This is a genomic window from Bacillus sp. SSR7, assembly GCF_055902415.1.
Window position 1 is genome coordinate 1 of the sequence record NZ_JBVVXV010000011.1, and the last position, 22762, is coordinate 22762.

Here is a 22762-nt window from a genome sequence, read left to right on the forward strand (position 1 = left end):
TATTTAAACCTGCTGTTACTTTTCCTGACCCATCTACTAATTTTCCTATACCTGCATTGCTATTTAATACATGTAAACCGTTCGTTACTTTTCCGGATCCGTCTAATAACTTTCCGACGCCTATTTGCATTTCACCGGTTTTGTCATTTAACGTATTTAAACCTGCTGTCACTTTTCCAGAGCCATCTTGTAACTTATTAGATCCATCTGCTAATTTCTGAACTCCATCCTTCATCTCTCCAGACTTCCCTTGAAGTGTATGAAGGCCGTCCGTCACTTTACTTGAACCATCATGCAGCTCACTTGATCCGTCGTGTAGTTTATTTGCTCCTTCCGCCCCATCTGCTAATCCTTTTGAGACGTCTTGAATGGAATCAAACATTTTCTCTGCATATGTTTTCGTTAACGTACTTGATACTTCACCTTTAATTTTTTCAATGGCTGTTCCGCCAATTTGTGAAGATAAGAAGTTTAAGCTTTCGTTTGGAATATATTCTAAGTTTAATGGCTTCGGATCGTCTTTTAATAACGTTGTAGCATTACTTGAGAAGTCATCTGGAATACGTACTAACATGTAATAATTTCTACCTTCCATTCCTTTTTTCGCTTCTTTTTCACTTACAAACTCCCATTTAAAACTTGTATTATCTTTTAAGTTGTCAACGAGCCCTTTTCCGACCTCAATTGGTTTTCCATCAAATACTGCACCTTTATCTAAATTGACTACCGCCACTGGTAAATCATCTAACTGTTTATACGGATCCCAAAAGGCCCATAAAAACATACCTGCATATAAAATCGGTACGAATAAAACCGCGATAATTGGAATTAATATTTTTTTACTTTTTATAATTTGTGTGAACTCTTTACGAAGTAACTGATTTCCTTTCATCATTTCTCCCCCTTTTTAAAATGACCAAAATGTTCAATCAGTCATTTTTACCCAAACAAAAAGGCTATACTGATTCATACATATGCCTTATCCCCGAATTTATACTATGCAACTGTTCCTTACTATGAAGCGAATATTTGTATTATCCCTCCTAAATTAAATGTATGACCATTTTGTTCAATTGGTCACTTTTTATAATAATAAAAGGATTATCTTAGTTTGACAATCCTCTTAATAAATAAAGTTCGAATAATTCTGCAATTTTCTCTTTTTCTAGCGGTTCATGATTTTTTTCCCAATCAAAAATAAGCGATACGTATAAGCGAAGCATAATAAATGCTGTAATTTCTGGATCACATTTGCTAATTTCACCTTTTGCAATCGCAATCTTTAAATACGATTGAATGAAAGAGACAATTTCCACATCTACTTGTTGCATCACTTCTTGTACTTCTTTCGTTCCCATATCGCGCTCTTCTTGAATTAACTTAATCATGAGCTGATGTTCTTTTCTGAATTCTAATATGCTATATAATGCTCTATGTACATTTTCAAAAAATGAAACATCTGAACGAATTGCATTTTCTGCAACTTGCTTCATTTCTGTAATTAAATTAGAAATAATCTCACCAAATAGCTCTTCTTTATTTTTGAAAAAAGTATAAATCGTTCCTTTTCCTACATTCGCTAATTTCGCTACTTGATCCATCGTTGTTGCTTTATAACCGAACGCTGAAAAAGACTTTGTTGCAGCTTCAATAATAGAACGTTTTCGATCTATCGCCACATCTTCACCTCCAAAAATGACCAATTGGATAATATAGTCAATCAGTACATCTTTGATATTACCACACGCTTACATTCTATACAAGTTCTCTTTTTTATTATTTCCAGTATAAAAAATTCCAGTCAAGTTATATCATACTTTCCATAGTTTATCAGAAGCAAAGAGAAAAGGAAAAGGTGTTCTTGAGATATACAGCTAAACCTTACTTAACGACAACAAATTCCCCTTTTTTCAAATAATCAAATAAAAAAACAAGAAAATGTTTACATTTAATAGTAATATAGAAAATAGACAAGTTTATCCGACTTTAATGGGCAGTAAGACTCCCACCTCAAAATTCAGCGAAAGCAAAGAATTTAGGTGGGGATCGGGCTGCCCCTAAAAGTCCGATTGGTGAAGACTAATAATCAGTGGGGGATGAAGAACCCCCCCACTGATTAAAGTTTCACTTTATCAAAATAGTGGAGGCTTTTTCAGTCATGATGCGTGCACTTCGTTTAAATATAAAGCAAGCTTTTTGTAGTCGTATTTCTTTCATTATGATGCTTAGTGGATTCGTTCTTATTTGTATTTATCATTATTATTATGTCATTCGTTATTTAGGAGACGCTGCAAGCGGACCTATATCAACAGATATAAAATGGATTGGATTTCGCGACAATGAAATGGATGTTTATTTATTATTAATGCCAGTTATTGCGAGTTTTCCCTTTAGTACAAGTTATAATTCGGATAAGTCAGATGGTTTTAAACCGTTTGTGAGTAAGGGGATTTCTATATTTCCTTATTCAGTAGCGAAATATATCGTTACGTTTTTTTGCGGAGGATTTCTTTATACGCTTCCGTTCATCTTATCGTTATTATTTTGCAAATTAACCATTCCAGACGGAACACCTACGGTTGGTTCAGGCATCATAAATGCTGATGGAATGTTCGCAAACCTATATTTCAATGCGCCTCTCACTTACATTACTGTATATATCGGAATTAATTTTTTATTTGCAGGTTTAATGGCCCTTTTAGGACTTGCTGCATCTGTATGGTCACAAAAAGACTATATGGCAATTCTCTTTCCATTCGCAGCCGCCTCCATTCCGTACGTCCTGCTAAATACAATACTTCCTTCAATAGGCGGAGCTCCTTTTCATTTATATGATCCGAAACAACCATTGCAAGGCATGTCACCATATATTTTAATAACGCAATGTGTTTTCTTCCTTTTCGTGAGCTTACTTATGTATATACAAGGAGTAAGGCGGGATAGAAAAAAATATAAAAGACGACTGCAAAAAAGAGATCGGTGTAGAAAAGCGTTTCAAGTCATTTCAGACTAAATCATTGAACGAATAAGAGCGTAATTCCCTGAGTTAGTTTAGGGAGTTACGCTCTTATTCTTAGTTCTCAAAAAAACTACCTGCGATATTACACATTTGCTTTGGCTGCTCTACTACCGTCCAATGTCCGCAATTTGCAATCTCTAAAAACTCTATATGAGGTATGTATTCTGTAAAATGTTCTTTTATAGTAGCAAGAGTTAAAATATCATGACTTCCTTGTGCAATTAATATTGGAATTTTCGAGAGCTTTTTTATATGTTTAGTCACATCATAATTTTTCACCATATCTGCACCTAGTATCGTGTTCACTTCATTACTAAAAGTTGTTTTCTGTTTATAAGTTAAAGTTTCCATAGTAAACACATAATACGGATCTAGCACTTGTAACATATCGTATATAGAAGCCTCTCCTACTTTAATCTTCTCATTTATTTCAGAAATAACTACTTTATCTTCTTCCGTTAATCTCTTTTGCAGTTCTTCTCCAAATCTTTCTAATCCTTTTACATTAACTCCTATCGCAGCTGTTAAAAGTAACTTATTCACTCGTTCGGGGTATGTAGTTGCATACAATAATGCAAGCATTGATCCCCATGATTCACCTAATATATTTATTTTTTCAAACCCTAATTGCACACGCAGTGCTTCTAAGTTTGCAACCTCATCCCTCATAGAATATTGATTATTCTTTGGTGCTTCCGATTCTCCACAACCTGTTTGATCATAAAAAACTAGTTGGAATTTTTCTGCTAGTGGAGCCATATAGGGAAGAAAAAAGCGGTGTTCACTTCCAGGTCCTCCATGAAGAAATATGATTGGTTCACCTTCTCCTAACATTTTTACATAGAGATTATTGTTATTTACATTTATCACTCGTATATTTTCACTACTCATATCATCATCCTCCCCTTTACGGCGTACCAACCAATCCCCATAAAATAACGACCGCTACAAAATAAATCGCTTTAATACCTACCACTAAACATAATGAAATAATTGCATATTTACTTAACTCTCTTCTCGCGCCGATTAAAGTAAAAATAACTGCTAAACTAAACGTTATATAAGATGCTACTGTATGTATTAAGTTATATGTAATATCTAAATTTTGCGTAAGTCCGGTTATATCAGCTAGAAATTGAAGCATGACGATTGTACTAAAAAAAATTGCAAGCTGATTCGTTACCTTTCCATTTAACCATGCTTGCATCTTTAACCTCCTTGTTATAAAAACTGAATTTTTAATTAATTTTAACATGATTTTTACAGAAAAAGAACGCTCAGTATATCTCTAAGCGTTCTTTCTCAACTATTTAAGATGCTTTCTTCAAATCAATTTGAGCAAGTACTGGATCGTGGTCACTTACACGTCCGTGTTCTTTCATAATGTTTGAGTTTAAGTGTACTGGATCTACAATTGTGTGTGGTGCGATGTTGTTTGTTACTAAAATATGATCTAACACTTGTGCATTTCCTTCATGAATGTACGTGTAGCGATTTTCTTTCGGCACTGTGTTTAACATATTTTTTAAGACTGTTCCTTCTAGTGTTTTTAATGGTTTAGCGAACTCAAAATCGTTCATATCCCCTAACACAACAACTGGTGCATTCGTGTTTTTTTTCTGAATACCTTGTACGAAATTGTTTACTTCTTGTGCTAATTGAACTCGTTTTTCTTCACTCTTTAATACGAGTGGCTGTACTTTTCCAAATGGCGTTGCATCTCCTAGTTTTGAGTTTAAGTGATTTGCAACGACAACAACGTTTTGTCCTTGGAATGTAAATTCTGCCGCAAGTGGTTTACGTGTACTTTCAAATAATGGATTGTCGTCTCCAATACGGACAACGTTTTTATCAAGCAACTTCGGTACTGTTGCTAATTTCACGCGTGATGGGTTGTAGAAGAAACCGACGCGAATATTCGCTCCTGATGCTCCTCCGTCTAAATTGTTGTTTGGAGCAATTTCTACATACTCATACTTTGGCCCGCGAATCTCTAGCACTGCATCAATGATACGTTTTGCGCTTAATGAAGCATCTGTTGTACCGTCATTAATCGTTCCGTTATTATCTTGCATTTCCTCTACACCGATAATATCTGGCATTTTTAAATTGTATTTAATAGAATACGCTAACGCTTTTACTTTTTCATCTGTTGTTTCTTTTTTATTCGCCGAGAAGTTTTCAATGTTATATGTAGCAACTGTTAACTTATCAAGACGCGGCTGAATATTTGCTCCTATTTGCTTAAATCCACCGTCTACTACAGATGGTAATTCCGTTATTGGCGCAATGCGGAACGCACCGTAATCATATCCGACTACTCCTGTTATATCTCCTGTGAAAGTATCTCCTACTTTTGCTACATAATCACGAGGTGCTTTTACAGAAAGACGCTCTGGGTTTAATTGATTTTCATCTAATAAAGGTGTGCCATATTTCGTTACAACTTTATTCCCACCATTTTTCACTGTTACATATAAATTCCCGTTTTTCTGAGGTGCAATAATTTTTGGCGTTGGCATCGTAACGCGCATACCTTCTATACTTTCATAAAAGTCGATTGCATCTTCATTTGGATCAAATAAACCAAATGCATCATTATCGATAATTTGATCAGGAATTTTCACACCGTTTTCTCCAAGTACAATCGGCGCTGGTAAAGCTTGATCTTTTGCGATTACAGCAACGCGGCTCGCTTTAATTTCCGTCGTCGTTAAGTCTGTTTCAAACCTTTCTGCATATCCAGGTCCAACATATTCTTCTACTACTCCATCAACTTGAATAAGATCTCCTGCCGCTACATTCGCATCTTTTTTGTACACATACATACCTTCTGAAGTAGCTGGATCATTATCCGGCTGATTATCTTCTATATAAAAACCATTTTTATCAAGCGCTGTTACAACGCCTTCCACATTGTAGACTTTCTTCCCGTTGTAAGGAGAAATATGTGATTTTCCTTGAATATCATGAATACGAACCTGTTCATTGTTTACGATAGTAAATGAAAATGTGGAAATCGCTGAAGAAGTAAGCCCTTCTTTCTCTGCAATTGCTTTAATGACACTATTTTCATTCACTACAATTCGTCCGTTATAACGAACACTTTTATTTGTAGGATTAGAGCCATCTAACGTATAGTAGATTGTTGCTCCTTCTGTATTCGTTGTTAATGTTACCGCTGTACCCTTCGCAACTTCTCCACCACTAGGCGAAGCTACTACATCGCTAACACGGTTTTGTCCTTCCCCTTGAAACTTATGAGCTGTTACCGATTTTACACCTGGGCTACTAAAATATAATTCAAGCGTCCCTGTTAAACTAACTTTCTTCCCGATATTTTCAGGATGATCTTTCACGTTTACTGCCGTTCTCACATCGCCTTTTGGCAACTGTACAGGCATTATTTTGTCTGGATTCGTTTCATTTGGCGAATCCGCAATGGCTACGTTTGTATCATCAAACTTAGCCGGATCTTTCGTGTATTTAGAAGGACTTTGCGTATATCCAACAATGTATCCTTCCACTGTCCCTTTTGTTTTCCCTTGCTGCTTAAATACTTGAATTGCTTTTTCTACTGACATAGAAGTCGTTTCTTCTGCTTGTACTAAAGTTCCAGTAAATGAAAGCAATAGTATGAATGATAAAAAGACACTTAACAATTTCTTCACAGCCATTTTCCTCTCCCTATTTCATATTTTCTCAGCATTTCTATCATATCAAATGATTCGTTATATAGAATGCTATTTCGACAAGTTTTACAAAAAATTAATCTATTTTACTCGTTTTCAAACTATAATACAAAATAATAATTTTACACTTTCTACGAATGCACTCTATAATGTTAGAGAGAGAAAACAGAAAATATCGATATTTCATTGGCATGTAAAATGGATTCATTTGAATAGGAGTGATTGGATGGAAGTGCAAACAGAAACATACCGCGCAGCTATGAATGGAACATTAGAACGTCATTTTTCAGATATGATTGCCGTTATACCTACTAGAATTACAATTGAGCAGTTAAAACAGCGACTAGAGAATATCGCTACTAAAGTTGATGAGCTAAAAATTGTTTATAATGATGAGATAAGCCTTATCGTTGAGTTACATATGGATGAAACAATCATACCGTATGAACTGCATATTGATGAGGCCAATGATCCAGAAGAATATAAACTGTACAATAGACAAGATTCTACAATCGTAGATCGTCATTTTGAAGATGCGGTTTTCGGTACTGAAATTTTCACTCGCACGCTATTTGTAGGTGATGTACTGGACTGCTTTTTCCAGCAGTTACAGTTTTTATGGAACCTTGCGCCAGATTTGTTATTTGTAATCGATTCAAGTGCAGCAATGAAGGTGATATCTAGAAGCTATATTGAATATCACGTTGAAAATGAATTATTACCTGACATTCCTGACTTATACGTTATTCATTCCGTTTATGAAGACGGTAAAGACGGTGAGCCTACGCAATATTGGTTTCATACACATGGCCTTTTAAGAGCAGGCGTAACAGAAATAGAATTAATTATTCCAAATCGTATTTCTTCCTACTACGGCATTGGTGACCTCTTTCAAACATTTGCGAATAATGCCGTTGAGAATGGACAAGTCCCTATGAATGAGCCTATCGTTATCGCGCATAGTCAGCAAGGTTCTATACATACCGTAGCTGTTCCGTGGGAAAAAGGATTATCTTATATTGGGCATAAAACGAGTATGGATCAATTATCTTCAATTGAGAATGAAGAAGTGAAGCTACAACCAATAGATGCACAAAACACATTCTTAGGCGGGATGGATGACCGAGATGAATACCATCAATCGCCATCTGTTCTCTTGTTCAAATTTGATACTTCAGAAGAATGTATCGAAAGCTTTTTCAAAGAACACGAGGAAGCTACAGGGCTTATGTTTTATAAAACAAATAGTGAAACGGCTCGTATGGCTTACAATGCGAAGAATACTTTCGGGTATTTCAGCAACATTTTTCATATTGAACAATCAAATGAAGATTTTCGTTTCCTAGCTAAGTTTGGTGTCTCCTACGAAGAAGGAAAAAGTGAGCATATGTGGTTTGAAATGCAGCATATTACAGAAGACTTTATTCAAGGAATACTCATTAATGAACCATATTTTATAGCAGATATGAGTGCAGGAAATAGTTATCCTTTAGATTTTGATAACTTAACAGAATGGATTATTTATGCAGGAGATGCAGTGATAAAGCCAAATAACTTATATATGTTTATTGGTGAATAAATAACAAAACGCCTTCAATCGTATTGAAGGCGTTTCACTTTACTGTGCGATTAATTCCGTATCCATTACTTTCTCCAAATGAGCTAGCACACGCTTTGCTGCTTTCTCACCTTGATCAATACAGTCCGGCAGACCAGAACCAGCGTAAGAACTACCAGCTAAATACACACCTGGAAGCTCTTGTTCCATAAATGTTGTGAGTTTCTTCATTCGCTCGTTATGACCTACTGTATATTGGGGCATCGCTTCTTTCCAGCGGCTTACGACTGTAAACTCTGGATCTTCTGTAATATCCATCGTCTTTCGTAAATCTTCTAGTACGAGCTGAACGAGTTCCTCTTCTGTTTGTTCTACAACTGCTTCATCACCAGGTCGTCCAACGTAACAACGAAGTAGCATTTTTCCTTCTGGCGTTGCATGTGGCCACTTTTTATGTGTCCACGTACATGCTGTAATTGTATAATCACTATTTCGAGAGACAACAAATCCTGTACCATCAATATCGCGCTGAATGGCTGATTTCGGGAAAGCCATTGCTACATTTGCAACTGATGTGGACGGAATGTTGCGGAAGAAACGAAACTGCTTGTACTGTGCAAACATAGATGGCAATACTTTATGCGAGCTTGCCACTACGACCGCATCCGCTTCTATTTCTTTTCCGTTACTAAGAGTAATCGTATAGCCATCACCCTGTTTTGCAACTTTTTCAATGCGAGTGCCCTTTATTATCGTACCTTCATGCATCTTCATTTCGAGAGATTCTACGATAGATTCTAAACCTGTTTTCACTGTTTGAAAGATTCCTTTTTTCGGTTCAGTTTTCTCTTCTTTCGGAGCAAGCGTGCGCATACCGAGTGAAATACTGCGATGTTTCTGCTCAATTTGATACATTTGTGGGAATGTTGACATTAAGCTCATTTCATCAATATCTCCTGCATAAATACCCGATAATAATGGTTCTATTAAATTTTCAACTACTTCGTTTCCGAGGCGGTTCCTGAAAAAATGCCCGAGTGATTGATCAGATACTGGCTTTGATCTCGGCATTAATAGATCAAAACCAGCTCTTAGTTTACCAATTGGGGAGAACAGCCCGGAAAATAGAAACGGCGTAATTTGCGTTGGAATTCCCATCATTGATCCGCTCGGCATTTTATGTAACCGATTGTTTACGAGGATAAATGATTGACCGGCCTCATTATTTACAAGTTCATCGCCAAGACCTAATTCTTTCACTAATCTAGCTGCACTTTCTTTTCGTGCTAAGAAAGAATCTGGTCCGCGCTCAATTGTAAATCCATCTTTTCGAACGGTTTGAATTTTCCCGCCAAGTTTACCCGATGCTTCTATCAGTAATGTATCGATCGGCAAGTTGTTATCACGAATATCTTTTTGTAAGTGATACATTGTTGTTAATCCAGTGATGCCTCCGCCGATGATCACAACTTTTTTCCTCAAGCAGGCTCCCCCTTTCTTCTTACAGTACAGATTCTTTTTTCTTTAATACAACATCTGTTAAACAATCAATAAATGCGTCCGATGCATTTGGCATTTCTGGACGATAATATTTCGCGCCAATTTCATCCGTTACAACTTTACACTCAAAGTCGTTGTCATATAAAACTTCTAAATGTTCCGCAACAAATCCAACTGGTGCATATACGAATGAAGTATAACCGTGCTTTTCATTTAGTTCTCTCGTTAAATCTTGTACATCTGGACCAATCCAAGGATCTGGTGTGTTTCCTGCACTTTGCCAGCCTACTGCATAGTTTGCTACTTCAGCGCCCCTTGCAATATAATCAGCTGTTTCATTTAATTGATCTGGATATGGATCGCCCATTGCGATAATTTTTTCTGGTAAGCTATGAGCTGATACGATTAATACTGCTTTTTCACGTTCTGCGTCTGACATACCGTTATATATACCTTTCACTGCATCAACCCAGTACTGGATAAATTTCGGTTCTTTATACCAGCTATCAATGCCATGAATTGTTAAGTTTCCAAGTTTCTCAGCTTCTTCTTGTGCTCGTCCAACGTATGATTTTACGCTAAACGTAGAATAGTGCGGCGCAAGAACAAGCGCGATTGCATCTTGTATACCGTCGTTATGCATATCTTTCACCGCATCTTCAATAAACGGTTCAATATGTTTTAAGCCAAGATACATATGGTACTCGACTTCATCTTGCACTTCATTTAAACGCTTCTCTAACTTTTTAGCTTGCTCTAATGTAATAGTAGCTAAAGGAGAAATACCACCAATTGCACGGTAGCGCTCTGTTAAATCTTCTAGCATTTCAGGACTTGGCTTTCTTCCTCTGCGAATATGTGTATAGTAACGTTCAATATCTTCTTCTTTATATGGCGTTCCGTATGCCATTACAAGCAAACCAATTTTCTTTTTCATACAGCAATTCTCCTTTACTTCGCTAACTGCCCTTTAGAGTATTCATGAATAAATGTAGTTAAACGTTTTAATGTATCTGGATTTACTTCTGGGAATACACCGTGTCCTAAGTTAAAGATATAACCTGGCTCTTTCATCCCTTGATCTAAAATACCTTTTACATGTTCTTCAATAACAGACCATGGTGCAAGTAAGAACGAAGGATCCATATTACCTTGTACCGCCTTATGAACGCCGCGTGCACGTGCCTCTTCGATTGGTAAGCGCCAGTCTAAGCCGACTACATCAAGCGGTAAGTCGTGCCATTCATTTACTAAGTGTGCAGCTCCTACGCCGTGCATAATCATCGGTACACCCATCGTGCGAACTTCTGCAAAAATACGCTCCATTGCTGGTTTAATAAATACGCGGTAATCTGCTACGTTTACTGTTCCAACCCAAGAATCGAAAATTTGAACTGCTTTTGCACCTGCGTTAATTTGCGCTTTTAAATATGTAATAACCATATCTGCTAGTTTATCCATTAAAGCGAACCAAGCTTTTGGCTCTGCATACATGAACGCTTTCGTATTATGGTAGTTACGAGATGGACCGCCTTCAATCATATAGCTCGCTAATGTAAATGGAGCTCCTGAAAAACCGATTAACGGTACGTCTAACATTTCTGTCGTTAATAAACGAATTGTATCTAATATGTACGGTACGTCATCTTCTGGATTGATTTCCCCTAGTTTTTCTACGTCTTGTAAAGAACGGATTGGATTATCAATAACTGGGCCAATACCTGATTTAATTTCTACATCCACACCAATTGCAGGTAGTGGTGACATAATATCTTTATAAAGAATTGCTGCGTCCACGTTATATTGATCAACCGGCAGTTTTGTAACGTAAGCACATAACTCTGGATTGTGTGTAATTTCAAATAAAGAATACTTTTCTTTTATCTTTCTATATTCCGGCTGCGAACGACCTGCCTGACGCATATACCATGCTGGTACATAATCAGTACGTTCCCCCCTACATGCTTTTAAAAATGTCTCATTTATAGTTCTTACCAAGACCCTTGCTCCCTTCCTTACCAATGCTTCGAATACGTTCGATATTTATCTTTTTTTACTATACAGCTTGTAAAAACAAAATGCATAATATTATGTACGTTGTTCATTAAATTGACACAAACATTCTTAAAAACGCTTACTATTTTCATAACATTCTTATTATAACACAGAGAAAAACTATGGTTTAGCTACTTTTGACTTTTCTCCTTCGCGATTCGTTTGTGTGTTATATGGCACAACGTAAAAGCTTGGTTTTGAAAAGATGTTAACGAACTTTTCCTCATATTCCCCGGCACCGTTTACAGTACCTACATGCGTATGAATTCCGTTTTCCACTCTATAAATACGGTACATAATTCTTTCATCTGGAAGTGGTGTCCAGCTTAATTTCGCTTTAAATAAACCGAAAGGGCTAAATGCTAATTTCATTTTCACATCTTCTATCTTGCGCAGCCGAATCGGAGCACCGATTGTTTCCACACCTTCTGGTTTCATAAATTGCTCTTTCTGTTCTACATTTGCCTTCGTTAAAATTTTCTTAAACAATTTTGTTGCGGACGCACTTTCTCCTTGCAACTGATGCTCTTTATCTATACGATCATAACCGAGCCAAACAGCGCCTACTAAATTTGGCGTATAGCCAACGAACCACATATCTCTCGCTCCATTATCGTCATTTGGTAAGGACGTTGTACCTGTTTTCCCTGCTAACGCCCCGTTATATACACCGGCTTTCGCTGTCCCTTCCTTTACAACTCCTTCAAGCATTTTCGTCATATACCATGCCGTTTGTTTCGAGAAAATTTTCGTTTCTACTTTTGGTGACTCTCCAATGACTGCGCCGTGTCTATTTAACACTTTATCAATCACGTGTGGCTCAATAATAGCGCCATTTGCTAAAAAAGCACGATACATTTTCACAAGTTCAAATGGTGAAACACCGTTTTTCAATCCGCCAAGCGCTGTACTTAAACCAGCATCAGCAATGTGAACATTCCCTTTCTCTAAATATTGCTTTCCTTCTTCTACCCCTAATTCGTTTAATAAAGAAACTGCCGGTACATTTGCTGACTCTACAATTGCATCGTACATCGTCATTTCTTTCGAATACGCATGGTTATAATTTTGAGGTTCATACCCTTCAAAAGAATGTCTTTCATTCTTTAATAAAGAATACGGATTATATTTTTTCGTTTCGAGTGCTGGCGCATAAACGATAAGTGGTTTTAGCACAGAACCGGGCTGTCTTTTTGCAAAAACACGATTAAACCCTCTCGGGACGTACTTTCTTCCGCCAATCGCAGCTTTAATACCGCCCGTACGATTATCCATTAATAAAAACGCACCTTGCGCCCCCTCTTCTTTCCCTGGGAAATTCCTTGCATCTTGAAACTGGTTATACGCTACCTTTTGAATCTTTTCATCCATCGGAACAACAAACGTATATCCTCCTCGGAGTACTTCTTGATGAGACAATCCGTATAAACGAGCTGCTTCATCTATAACCATATCAATATAAGGCATATATGCGAGCTCATTCTCATCTAAGTTTTTATATAGAGCAATTGTCTTCCCTTGATAACGTACGCTTTCTTCGGCAGTCAAATAGCCTTGTTTATGCATAAGTGACAATACGAGATCACGGCGTTGCTTACTCTTCTCTGGAGAGAAATAAGGTGAATATCCGTTTGGCGACTTCGGAAGACCTGCAAGCATTGCCCCTTCTTCTACTGTTAAATCTTCTACATTTTTATTAAAATACAACTTTGCTGCTGCTTGAATACCGTAAGCTCCATGACCAAAGTAAATATGATTCATATACATTTCAAGAATTTGTTGCTTCGTATATTTTTGCTCTAATTGAAGGGAAATTGCGACTTCCTTCAATTTCCGCGTAACTGTTTTTTCACGAGTTAAAAAGACATTTTTAGCAAGTTGCTGCGTAATCGTACTACCGCCCTCTACCTTTTCACCAGCTAACGTATCTTTATAAAGAGCCCGAAATATAGACGGATAATCAATTCCTTGATGTTCATAAAAACGAGAATCTTCCACCGCAACGAACGCCTGCTGCACGTATTTGGGAATTTGCTCGATTGGTACGAGGTCTCTATTTTCTACGTATAATTTCGTAATTTCTTTCCCTTTCTGGTCAACGATACGTGATGAAGAGTGGAAAACGAGCTGCTTTTCATCCATCATATAGCCACCAGCTAACACGATAAGTTTATAAAGGACAATCGCTAATACAAGCGTTGCTAACCCACCTAACAAAGTCCACTTTACTTTCTTCATACATCGGCCTTCTTTCCAAATGATGGTACATTTATTATTTGAAAAAGAAGTATCTTTATGTATATAATCTTCGAAGTTTTTTACGAGAGTTGATATAATGGAAACAAACATTTAAAGGGGGCATTAAAATGAAGGCTATAATTTCATACGAAACACCTCTAGAACAAGCACATTTCACTGCAAAAAATGATGAAAAAGATATGTTTTATAAAGAAAATACAGAAGAACCTGTAGAAGGATCACTTCAGTATGATGTACTAGACGCTGTTGGCGAATTTAAAGGACAACCTGGCTATATCGTTTGTAACAACATTTCTGTAACAGACGAAGGTCGCCCTGTATTTGAAAACCGTTTTAAAAACCGCGCAGGCCTTATTGAAAATGAACCAGGATTCCAAGCGATTCGCGTCCTACGCCCATTAAGTAACGATACATATGTCATCTTAACGATGTGGGAAACAGAGCAAAACTTTAAAGACTGGACAGAATCACGTTCATTCGAAAACGCTCATAAAAAGCGCCCCGCACAAGCAGAAGGACAAGCTCCAGCTCAGGCTCAGGCGCATCCACATGCAGAACAGCAAAAGAGTATTTTCTCTCGTCCATCTTTCGTGACTACTTTTGATGTGTTAGTTTAAGTTTTGGCGTTTGGAGACGGCGATATGTGAAATTATATCGACTTATTGACAAATGACGACACAAAAAGGAAACACCGTTACACGCCGGTGTTTCCTTTTTCTTTATACCAATTATATATACAAAGTGCATCTTCTTTTTGCATATGCTTCACTTTGTAAGGATGCCCCGCTACCGATACGACAGCTGTACATAACTCGTCTTTCTTTTGAAAATACGACTGACTGTATCCGACTGCTTGAATATGTCTTTTTCGCATGATTCCTGTATATTTCGCAAGCCCTCGGTACACCATGACTAACTGATTTTCTCGTATCATATAACCACTACTTGTATACCGAGCGTATGCAAGTAACGTAAATATAATACATAGTGGTATGAGAGTGAATAACGCGATATTTTGTTTAAAATATATACTCGCACCGATGATCGGAACAGCGAGTACAGCACTTGTAATCCATCCCATGATGACATAACGACGTAATGCAGCCTTCGGTAAAGGAACGATTTTCTCTTCCATTTCATACGGCAACTGTAAATACGTAAGTAACTGCTGCACATCTTTTTTCTTCATAAAAGGATGTAACATCACTTCATTTCCTGCCGCTTCTATACTTTGAATGACTTCTACTTCGACAGAGCAATAACCGAAAGGCTGGCGGAGAATTCCCTCTTTCACAGTAATCGCTTGAATGCGGTGTAATTTTAACACAAACTCTTTCTTATCAAACAACCCTTGCACGATGCGAACTTCATTTTCGTTTCGCTCTATTTTAAAGTTCGCATATTTTAATGCATAGCCAGCTGTAGAAATGACCCACGAAACTGCCATTAAAATCGCCACCATAACGATTAATTCATATACACCGTTATCCATCACATACGCTTCTACTTTATTGATAAGCCATTCTGGTAGAAATTGATTGAACTCTGTGTAAAGGATGACTAACATAGAAAACACTAATCCGAATCTACCAGATGTAATAGATGCTGCTAAAATTTCTTTCGTTGTTAACTGATATACCGTCTTACTTCCTTCTTCACTCACAACGCTTCTTTCTTTATGTAATAAAGCAATGAGTTCCTTCGCTTCTTCTTCTCTAATACCCGCCAACATCACTTCTGGCTCAGTACCGCCGCCTGCCACTTCAATATTTAATTTCGTCAGTCCAAGTATTTGATAAAAGATGTTAGAAGACGTACTAATATTTTGCACACGTTCTTTATTTAAGTAACTTTCTTTCTTCATGAACACACCGTGCTTTATATGTAAAATATTATTTTCAACCCAGTACACTTTAAAATACCATTTTATCGCTGAGAAAATAGCCATAATAAATAATATGGCCAAAAGAACGAGATGAAAGAAATACCAAGGTTTTACTTGGCCATCTGATTTAAATAGAACAAGAAAAATAAAAGGCAATAAACCCGCAATTCGAATACCTAATAAGATTGTGATCGGATGTTGCCTCTTATACATCCTCATCACTCACTTTCGCAAGCTCTCCAATTTGTCTTTTCAGCTGCTCAGCTTCTTCTTTCGTTAAACCTGGAATACTATGAGAAGTTGCTGCTGTTGAAATATGTAATTCTGCTAAATTATATTTTCTCATAATCGGTCCTTGTTCAATCGTTACGTGCTGCACGCGAATCATCGGAATGAGCACGCGTTTTACAACGAACATTCCCTTTTGAATCTCAATCTCTTCTTCATTTAATCTGTAACTATAGTAGCGCTGACGTAAATTTGGAAACACAAAATAATCAAGCGGGATAAATATAATAGCTCCTGTTACTAACAAGCCAAACAACCAACCCCACCAATTAAAATTGATCATAAAAAAGAAATACGCAATTACGACGGCTAGTATAACTGCCGTCCCAATTAAAGCGTGAATTCGCCACACTTTCAGCATATTAGAATGAATCTCCCTTTCTAACGGCTGCATTTCATCACTCCAATTATATGAATGTATTACTTATATATTAGTTGGTATATACATATTTGTAAAATTATAGTTTTTCACATCATATCAATCATTTCTTTAAAATTCCCTTCATTAATGGCATACACTTGAAACTGAATGTAATCTATTTCATTCGTATCTGGTTTAGCAAATGGCAAAATGTTAAATTTAGAAGCTGATCTTCCTAACATATCTACAATCATTAGAGAAACATCAATATGGTCGAAATCCACACGGAATACTACCGCTTCCCCTGTAAATTCATAATCTTTAATCGCATCATAAGACTTATTCGCACTAATTAACATCACTTTTAATAGTTGGTTCAAATTTTCTGGTTTAAAATTAATCATATACGCAGCTCCTTTTTTCAATAAAACACTACAAAAATAGTGTAATCTTATACTTTCATAGCTTCACACATCAATTATATTAAAAATAAAACTAGTTTTTTATAAATTTTTTGATATAATTACTTACGGGAAAAGGGAAGAATTTTGTCTTCCTTTGTGTTTTTATTTGCATCTAGTACTTTTGCTAGATGCTTTTTTTTATATTAAAAAAGGTACCCTCAATTACTTTGAGGATACCTTTTTCATCAATTTAGTGCATTTCAATAATTGTACCATCTTCGAATACTTTAAATACACCAGTAAATCCTGGTCCACCTGCACCTTCTATTTTATATGTCGTATGCACTCTAATTTGATAATATTTCTTTCCATTCTCTACTTGCGTATTCTCTAGTGTGTAATCATAGTCTTCTTTATATTCATTTTTAATATATGCTTTAGCTTTCTCAAAAGTAAATGTATCTTGAGTCTTTCCTGTTTCTACCTTTTTATTATTTTCTGTCGCTACTTTTTGAGTCTTGTCTGCTTCTACTTTTTTATTACTCTCTGTTGCTACCTTTTGATTTTTTTCTGCCTCAGGTTTTTGAGTCTTTTCTGTTGCTACCTTTTGATTCGTTACTACATTTGTTTTTTGTGCCTTCGCTGCTTCACTCTTTGCATTTTTTTCTTCTTCATTAATTTTAGTAACTAATTCTACCGCTTTTTTATTATATTCTTCAAGGTTCTTGTTACCTTTTGTTTCTGCAACTAGTTTATTTACTATCTCTTTCGCTTCTGCATAATTTTTCTTACTTATTAACTCTTCACTTTTCGTCAGTTGCTCGCTATACTTCTTTTTTTGTTCTAAGATGGCTAGTAATGCTGTTCGTTCTTCCTTTGCTTGTTTTACAAGCGTAGTATTTCCATTCTGCATGTTCTCTACTTTTTCAAATGACTTGATTGATTCTTCTACCTTTGATTCTTCTTTTAACTTCACTGCTTCAATCATTACTTTTGTTTGTTCTACAAGCATCTTTGCATCCGAATCGTCTTTTTTCTCATCTAGCGCTTTTTCAAATGATGATAAGGCATTTTTATATTCTTTATTCGTTAACGCGGTCTTTCCTTCATCCATTGCTTTGTCAAAATTCCCATTACTACATCCAGCTAACATTAAAAATGTAAGTCCAATTACCATTAATAACTTTTTCATTTTTTCTCCTCCTATATATCCCTAAAACGATAACAGCATATGTATAAAAGTCTGTGTAGTAATTAGACTGAAAGTAAAGATGTACTTTGTGTGTGGGAAAGGAAGTACATTTCATTTACTATCATTGCTTAAAACTCCTAAGTAGTTGGTAGTTGGTTTTCTTCTTCTTTTAAAGACAGAAAGGAATTTTAATAATGTGCGCAAAGTTCTCACCAGGCTCTTTACTACACACACTCTTATACACATAGAAAAACTATTTTTAGGTTGCTATTTTTTTAACTTTACATATTCTCGGTTGTTTTGCTACGAACCTCATTTCGTAACATACCGAAAAACAAAAGAAAACAAACCGTAATATAAGTTACGGTTTGTAACTTTCCTGTAACAAAAATGTAACATAAGGTTTTTAAATATACAATAGTTTTTTTTACATTATTTTCCCCCGTCTATATTTTCAGGCAACAATCAGGTTCCAATCCTTAATGTAAATAAGGATTCTTCATAAAAGTATATAGATATCTCTCCTCATTATCATCAAGTTGAAAAATAAACAGTACTCTGAAACAAAAATCCCTTACGCTAAGCAAAGTTAAATAAAAAAGCCAACTTCTTTACATTAAAAGAAATTGACCTTTTATTTTATTCACGTTAATGCCTATGTATTAAAAAATTTATTTATTAGTCTCAAAAAACTACAAACAACCGTTTATGAAACATTCCTAACGTATCGTAAATCCAAGTTTTTAATGAAATAATCCCTTAGCGTTTGACATTAACAAAAAAGCCTACTAATTAAAGTAGACTTACAATAATGCTGTATACATTTTACACTTAAAGATTTTTTAAGCGTATCAAATTAATAGTTTGTCAGTTCATTTTCAGGAGTTTGAATAATAACAGGATTTTTCCCTGGATCAATCCATCTTAAAATATCAATAACATTTTGTTTAACAAATTTGCTTCCAACTAGCATCCTTCACATCTTCACTAGTCGGCTTTCTAACTGATCCAACAAAACATTCCTCGCAAGCACCAAATACAATGAAATTTTTCTGTGCTTGTCTTAAAGAGACTTCATTCGCCCCGCCTTCATAGTCAGGATCGTTAAACTGAACCCCATCATCTTCCCAATAACATATATTACAAATTCCATATGTACCTGGTGGTTCTTCTTCTATTGTTTTATATCCGCAGCATGGACATGTATGTTTCATTTTGTCACTCCATTATCAACTTTTTCTCCCATATATTCCGACTCACAAAGAATGTAACAGCGTAAATCACAGTTATCCCCATGAAAAAATTATTAGAATCTTCATATGTAGTTGGAATCCCTACCGTTACGAAAACGATACTAAAAGCTAAAAGTACATATAATAATAAAGATATAATATAGCTCAATTTAAATCGTAAAATGATACCTCTAAACAATAGCTCACCAAGAAGACATCCACCTAAAATAATAGGTACTCCGAAATACAATGTAAGGACTCCCATTTGCGAAGTAGATTGAATTACCTTTCCAATTATGTTCGGCGACGTCCCCTCATTAAAATTTTCTATCCTATCATATAAATCAAGTGCCGTTACTGAAATAAAAAAACTATATATAGAAAATGAATACGGAATTAAAAATTTGCTCACTCTCATTCACCTCACTTTTTCCCTTCCCCATATATTATTCATTATTTTCACATGAAAAAACAGCCCGCCTTCCGCAAAAGACGAGCCTTTTCAAATTAATTCTCACTTATTCTCTTCTTATACCAATCCTGCATTCTCTCCGCATCTTCTACTCTCGTATGCTCTAATTTATAATCCGATGATGCGTTAGAGAACTTATACGTACATAGATTTGCACGGCGCTGGAAATATGATTGTGTCTTTTCCATCGATTGGACGTGTCTTCTTCTAACAAGCCCTGTATATTTTCCGACGCTGCGATATACAAGCGTAATTTGCTCTCCATTTACACTGTAACCATTTGTTTTAAATGTTGCATATCCAAGTGTAAAGATGAGGATTGCGAGCGGTAGTAATGACCACATGATGAAGTACTTTTCAGAGTATATACTTATTCCAATAAGCGGGATTGCTAGCATTGCGAAGAAAATGAAACTATCAATGAGATAGCGGCGTAATGCTGTTTTTGGTAATGAAATAATATTTGTATTCAGTTCGTATGGTAATTGTAAATGCGCGAGTAACTGTTGCACGCGATCTTTTCGAATGATTGGGTGCAGTGTAACCTTTTCTTTTTCGTCACCCATTCCTTTACTTTGAATAACTTCTACTTGCACAGCACAATAACCAAATGGCTGACGTAAAATACTCTCTTTTATCGTAATACCTTGAATACGGTGCAATTTTAGGACGAGTTCTTTTTTCTCAAGTAATCCTTGTGAAATGCGAACTTCATCATTTCTTCGATTCACTGTGAAATCTCCATGTTTTAGCGCATAACCGATTGTAGATATAATCCACGAAAGGACGATCAAAATGGCTACCATGAAAATCCAGCCATATATATCATGTTCCATTACATACGACTTTACGCCATTCTCTATCCATTTCGGAATGTACTCATCTACTTGGTGGTACACGAAAAAGATTAATGAGAATAATAGTCCAAACTGACCTGATGTAACAGATGCTAATAAAATTTCTTTCCAAGTCAATTTATACTCTGTCGATTGTTTTTCCTCTGTAACAATTTCGTTTTCTACTGTATTTTCTACTGCTTCGTCTAACGTTTCTTCTGCTTTCACTTCTGGAGTTGGCTCATTTAGCATTGCAATAAGCTCTGTTGCCTCTTCTACTGTAATACCAGCTAAGCTAACTTCTGCATCATCGCCTCCGCCAGCTGTTTCAATCTGAATTTTCTTTAAACCAAGCATTTGATATAACACGTTTGAACTTGTATTAATCGTTTGAACACGTTCTTTATTTAAGTAACTCTCCTTTTTCACGAAGAGCCCTTGTTTCACATGTAATACGTTATTTTCAACCCAATATGTTGTGTAATACCACTTTTCAAACACTGAAAAGATAGTAAGTAAACCGAATGCAGCGGGAATTAAATACCAAAACGGGAACTTTCCGTTTAAACTAAACATGAAAATAAAGAGTGGTATAAAATCTGTTATTTTTAATTCTAATAACATCGTGATTGGATGCTGCCTCTTATACATCCTCATCACTCACTTTCGCCAATTCTGCGATTTTCGTTTTCAACATTTCTGCTTCATACATCGTTAAGCCTGGGATGCTATGAGAAGTTGCTGCTGTTGAAATGTGTAATTCTGCTAAACCATATTTTCTCATTATCGGACCTTGTTCAATCGTAACGTGCTGCACACGAATCATCGGTACTAATACGCGCTTTACGACGAAAAGGCCATGCTGAATTTCAAGTTCTTCTTCATTTAGTTGGTAGCTGTAATAACGTTGACGTAGTTTCGGGAATAAGAAGTACGAAAATGGTGCGAACACAACTGTTAGCCCAATCATCACATACAAAATCCACGCCCACCAATCAAACTTTATCATGAGAAAAAGGTAAGCTAAAATGACAAGAATACCGATCCCTTCTTCAATTACAGCACGAACTTTCCACACCTTGACCATGTCAGGGTGAATTTCATTTTTCAATGGCTCCATGTAACCACTCCAAATCTAGTAATCTAATATATGAATACTCTCAATCTATATTTTACATAACTTTACATAAAATTGAAATTTTATTATTTATCCTCTTTCTTCTCAGGAATAAAATACCCGAACCAAAGTAGCCAAATAAACCCTATTAATTTCATCCAACTTCCATCCGCTTGAAAAGCTTCAATCATACCTGGTATTTTATAAATCCCAATGAATCCAAGAAAACCAAGCCACCAGTTTTTTTGCATTTTCATTTTTATTCCTCCTTCATTACGTTTTTCACATTTTGAATCCAAATTTCTTTATACTTTAACTGGAATCCCATCAGCATGTAATTACTCATATTATCGATCACAAGCGCTAACGTATGAGCATTTTCTTCCGTTGCATCTTGTGACACAACGCCCAGTCTCGCGCCTTTCTTCAATAGATCGTGGAAACCATTTAAAAACTCTTCTTGTATTTCAAATAAGCGCTTCTGATACTTTTCATTTCGCGCTGCAGTTACGATAAATTCATTTATAACACGTAATATTCCTTCTTGACCTTCATACTCAGAGAGCATATGTAAACCATCAGCAATTAACTTTTCTGCAAAGTTTTCTTTCGTATATTGTCCTTTATCGAAATAACTCACGAAATGATACCCAGAGAAAATTTCTTCAAATAAAAAATCGACTAACGCTTCTTTAGAAGAAAAATGATAATAAATGGCCGGTTTTGAAATACCTACCTCTTTCGCAATCATGGAAAGGCTCATCTTCTCAATGCCGTGCTCTGCCATAAGTTTAAATGACGCCTCTACAATGTTTTGCGATGTTTGTAAATTCTTTGTCATACTGTACCTCACTCATTTTTACTTACCGGTCGGTAAGTAAATTGTAAAATG

Annotated in this window: 22 protein-coding genes and 1 pseudogene; 3 read left to right on the top strand and 20 right to left on the bottom strand. The window is 36.0% G+C overall.

What is annotated here, in order from left to right; translation table 11 throughout:
* Positions 1–892, bottom strand: an 892-nt coding sequence (locus tag AC0NJG_RS18285) for a YhgE/Pip family protein (protein WP_474063269.1), incomplete at its 3' end; no start/stop codon positions are given.
* A gap of 214 nt (positions 893–1106) precedes the next feature.
* Positions 1107–1679 (bottom strand): TetR/AcrR family transcriptional regulator, encoded by a 573-nt coding sequence (locus AC0NJG_RS18290; RefSeq protein ID WP_087951604.1) that lies wholly within the window; start codon positions 1677–1679, stop codon positions 1107–1109.
* 479 nt (positions 1680–2158) lie between these two features.
* On the opposite strand from AC0NJG_RS18290, the gene AC0NJG_RS18295 reads away from it, so the two are divergent.
* A complete protein-coding gene (locus AC0NJG_RS18295) occupies positions 2159–3013 on the top strand; it encodes a hypothetical protein (RefSeq protein WP_087951603.1) in 855 nt (284 codons plus the stop codon).
* A 60-nt stretch (positions 3014–3073) separates the two neighbouring features.
* On the opposite strand, the gene AC0NJG_RS18300 is transcribed toward AC0NJG_RS18295, so the two are convergent.
* The 3 genes from AC0NJG_RS18300 to AC0NJG_RS18310 form a co-directional block, all read right to left on the bottom strand.
* Positions 3074–3910 (bottom strand): alpha/beta fold hydrolase, encoded by an 837-nt coding sequence (locus AC0NJG_RS18300; RefSeq protein WP_087951602.1) that lies wholly within the window; start codon positions 3908–3910, stop codon positions 3074–3076.
* A gap of 16 nt (positions 3911–3926) precedes the next feature.
* A complete protein-coding gene (locus AC0NJG_RS18305; protein ID WP_087995580.1) occupies positions 3927–4226 on the bottom strand; it encodes a hypothetical protein in 300 nt (99 codons plus the stop codon).
* Positions 4227–4329: 103 nt separating this feature from the next.
* Positions 4330–6696, bottom strand: a complete 2367-nt coding sequence (locus AC0NJG_RS18310) for a DUF6359 domain-containing protein (protein WP_474063270.1) — start codon at positions 6694–6696, stop codon at positions 4330–4332.
* Between the two features lie 241 nt (positions 6697–6937).
* Between AC0NJG_RS18310 and AC0NJG_RS18315 the strand changes: the two genes are divergently transcribed.
* Entirely contained in the window at positions 6938–8290 is a 1353-nt protein-coding gene (locus AC0NJG_RS18315; protein WP_087951600.1) for a DUF4026 domain-containing protein, read from the top strand.
* 39 nt (positions 8291–8329) lie between these two features.
* Here AC0NJG_RS18315 and hemY read toward each other — a convergent pair whose 3' ends face one another.
* The 4 genes from hemY to AC0NJG_RS18335 all read right to left on the bottom strand — a co-directional run bounded on the left by hemY (position 8330) and on the right by AC0NJG_RS18335 (position 14062).
* Positions 8330–9751: a protoporphyrinogen oxidase gene (gene hemY, locus AC0NJG_RS18320; protein ID WP_087951599.1), complete on the bottom strand. Its 1422-nt coding sequence runs from the start codon at positions 9749–9751 to the stop codon at positions 8330–8332.
* A gap of 19 nt (positions 9752–9770) precedes the next feature.
* Entirely contained in the window at positions 9771–10706 is a 936-nt protein-coding gene (gene hemH, locus AC0NJG_RS18325) for a ferrochelatase (RefSeq protein ID WP_000726775.1), read from the bottom strand.
* A 14-nt stretch (positions 10707–10720) separates the two neighbouring features.
* Positions 10721–11767, bottom strand: coding sequence for a uroporphyrinogen decarboxylase (gene hemE / locus AC0NJG_RS18330; protein ID WP_000252612.1), 1047 nt, complete (start codon positions 11765–11767; stop codon positions 10721–10723).
* Positions 11768–11944: 177 nt separating this feature from the next.
* A complete protein-coding gene (locus AC0NJG_RS18335) occupies positions 11945–14062 on the bottom strand; it encodes a transglycosylase domain-containing protein (RefSeq protein WP_088327921.1) in 2118 nt (705 codons plus the stop codon).
* A 128-nt stretch (positions 14063–14190) separates the two neighbouring features.
* Here AC0NJG_RS18335 and hmoB point away from each other — a divergent pair, with 128 nt between their 5' ends.
* Positions 14191–14700 carry a heme-degrading monooxygenase HmoB gene (gene hmoB / locus AC0NJG_RS18340; RefSeq protein WP_474063271.1) on the top strand — a complete coding sequence of 170 codons (510 nt, stop codon included), beginning with the start codon at positions 14191–14193 and terminating at the stop codon, positions 14698–14700.
* A 77-nt stretch (positions 14701–14777) separates the two neighbouring features.
* Here the strand turns inward: hmoB and AC0NJG_RS18345 are convergent, their stop codons facing one another.
* The 11 genes and pseudogenes from AC0NJG_RS18345 to AC0NJG_RS18395 all read right to left on the bottom strand — a co-directional run bounded on the left by AC0NJG_RS18345 (position 14778) and on the right by AC0NJG_RS18395 (position 22711).
* Positions 14778–16181: a PH domain-containing protein gene (locus AC0NJG_RS18345; protein WP_087951596.1), complete on the bottom strand. Its 1404-nt coding sequence runs from the start codon at positions 16179–16181 to the stop codon at positions 14778–14780.
* Positions 16174–16650: a PH domain-containing protein gene (locus tag AC0NJG_RS18350; protein ID WP_087951595.1), complete on the bottom strand. Its 477-nt coding sequence runs from the start codon at positions 16648–16650 to the stop codon at positions 16174–16176. Before AC0NJG_RS18350 ends, AC0NJG_RS18345 begins: the two co-directional genes overlap by 8 nt.
* Before the next feature lie 74 nt (positions 16651–16724).
* Positions 16725–17021 carry a protoporphyrinogen oxidase gene (locus AC0NJG_RS18355; protein WP_087951594.1) on the bottom strand — a complete coding sequence of 99 codons (297 nt, stop codon included), beginning with the start codon at positions 17019–17021 and terminating at the stop codon, positions 16725–16727.
* Between the two features lie 250 nt (positions 17022–17271).
* Positions 17272–18213 (bottom strand): hypothetical protein, encoded by a 942-nt coding sequence (locus AC0NJG_RS18360; protein ID WP_474063272.1) that lies wholly within the window; start codon positions 18211–18213, stop codon positions 17272–17274.
* 856 nt (positions 18214–19069) lie between these two features.
* A pseudogene (locus tag AC0NJG_RS18365) lies at positions 19070–19162 on the bottom strand (L,D-transpeptidase family protein); the annotation flags it as partial.
* Complete coding sequence (locus AC0NJG_RS18370) at positions 19161–19427, bottom strand: CPCC family cysteine-rich protein (protein WP_087951592.1); 267 nt, start codon at positions 19425–19427, stop codon at positions 19161–19163. The pseudogene AC0NJG_RS18365 and the gene AC0NJG_RS18370, both read right to left, overlap by 2 nt.
* 4 nt (positions 19428–19431) lie before the next feature.
* Entirely contained in the window at positions 19432–19857 is a 426-nt protein-coding gene (locus AC0NJG_RS18375) for a hypothetical protein (RefSeq protein WP_142940637.1), read from the bottom strand.
* 95 nt (positions 19858–19952) lie between these two features.
* The gene (locus AC0NJG_RS18380; RefSeq protein ID WP_087951590.1) at positions 19953–21404 is read right to left on the bottom strand and encodes a PH domain-containing protein; all 1452 of its coding nucleotides are present in this window, start codon (positions 21402–21404) and stop codon (positions 19953–19955) included.
* Positions 21397–21873 carry a PH domain-containing protein gene (locus AC0NJG_RS18385; protein WP_087951589.1) on the bottom strand — a complete coding sequence of 159 codons (477 nt, stop codon included), beginning with the start codon at positions 21871–21873 and terminating at the stop codon, positions 21397–21399. Before AC0NJG_RS18385 ends, AC0NJG_RS18380 begins: the two co-directional genes overlap by 8 nt.
* A gap of 83 nt (positions 21874–21956) precedes the next feature.
* Positions 21957–22127 (bottom strand): hypothetical protein, encoded by a 171-nt coding sequence (locus tag AC0NJG_RS18390; RefSeq protein WP_170959451.1) that lies wholly within the window; start codon positions 22125–22127, stop codon positions 21957–21959.
* A gap of 2 nt (positions 22128–22129) precedes the next feature.
* Complete coding sequence (locus AC0NJG_RS18395; RefSeq protein WP_087951587.1) at positions 22130–22711, bottom strand: TetR/AcrR family transcriptional regulator; 582 nt, start codon at positions 22709–22711, stop codon at positions 22130–22132.
* Between the last annotated feature and the right edge of the window lie 51 nt (positions 22712–22762).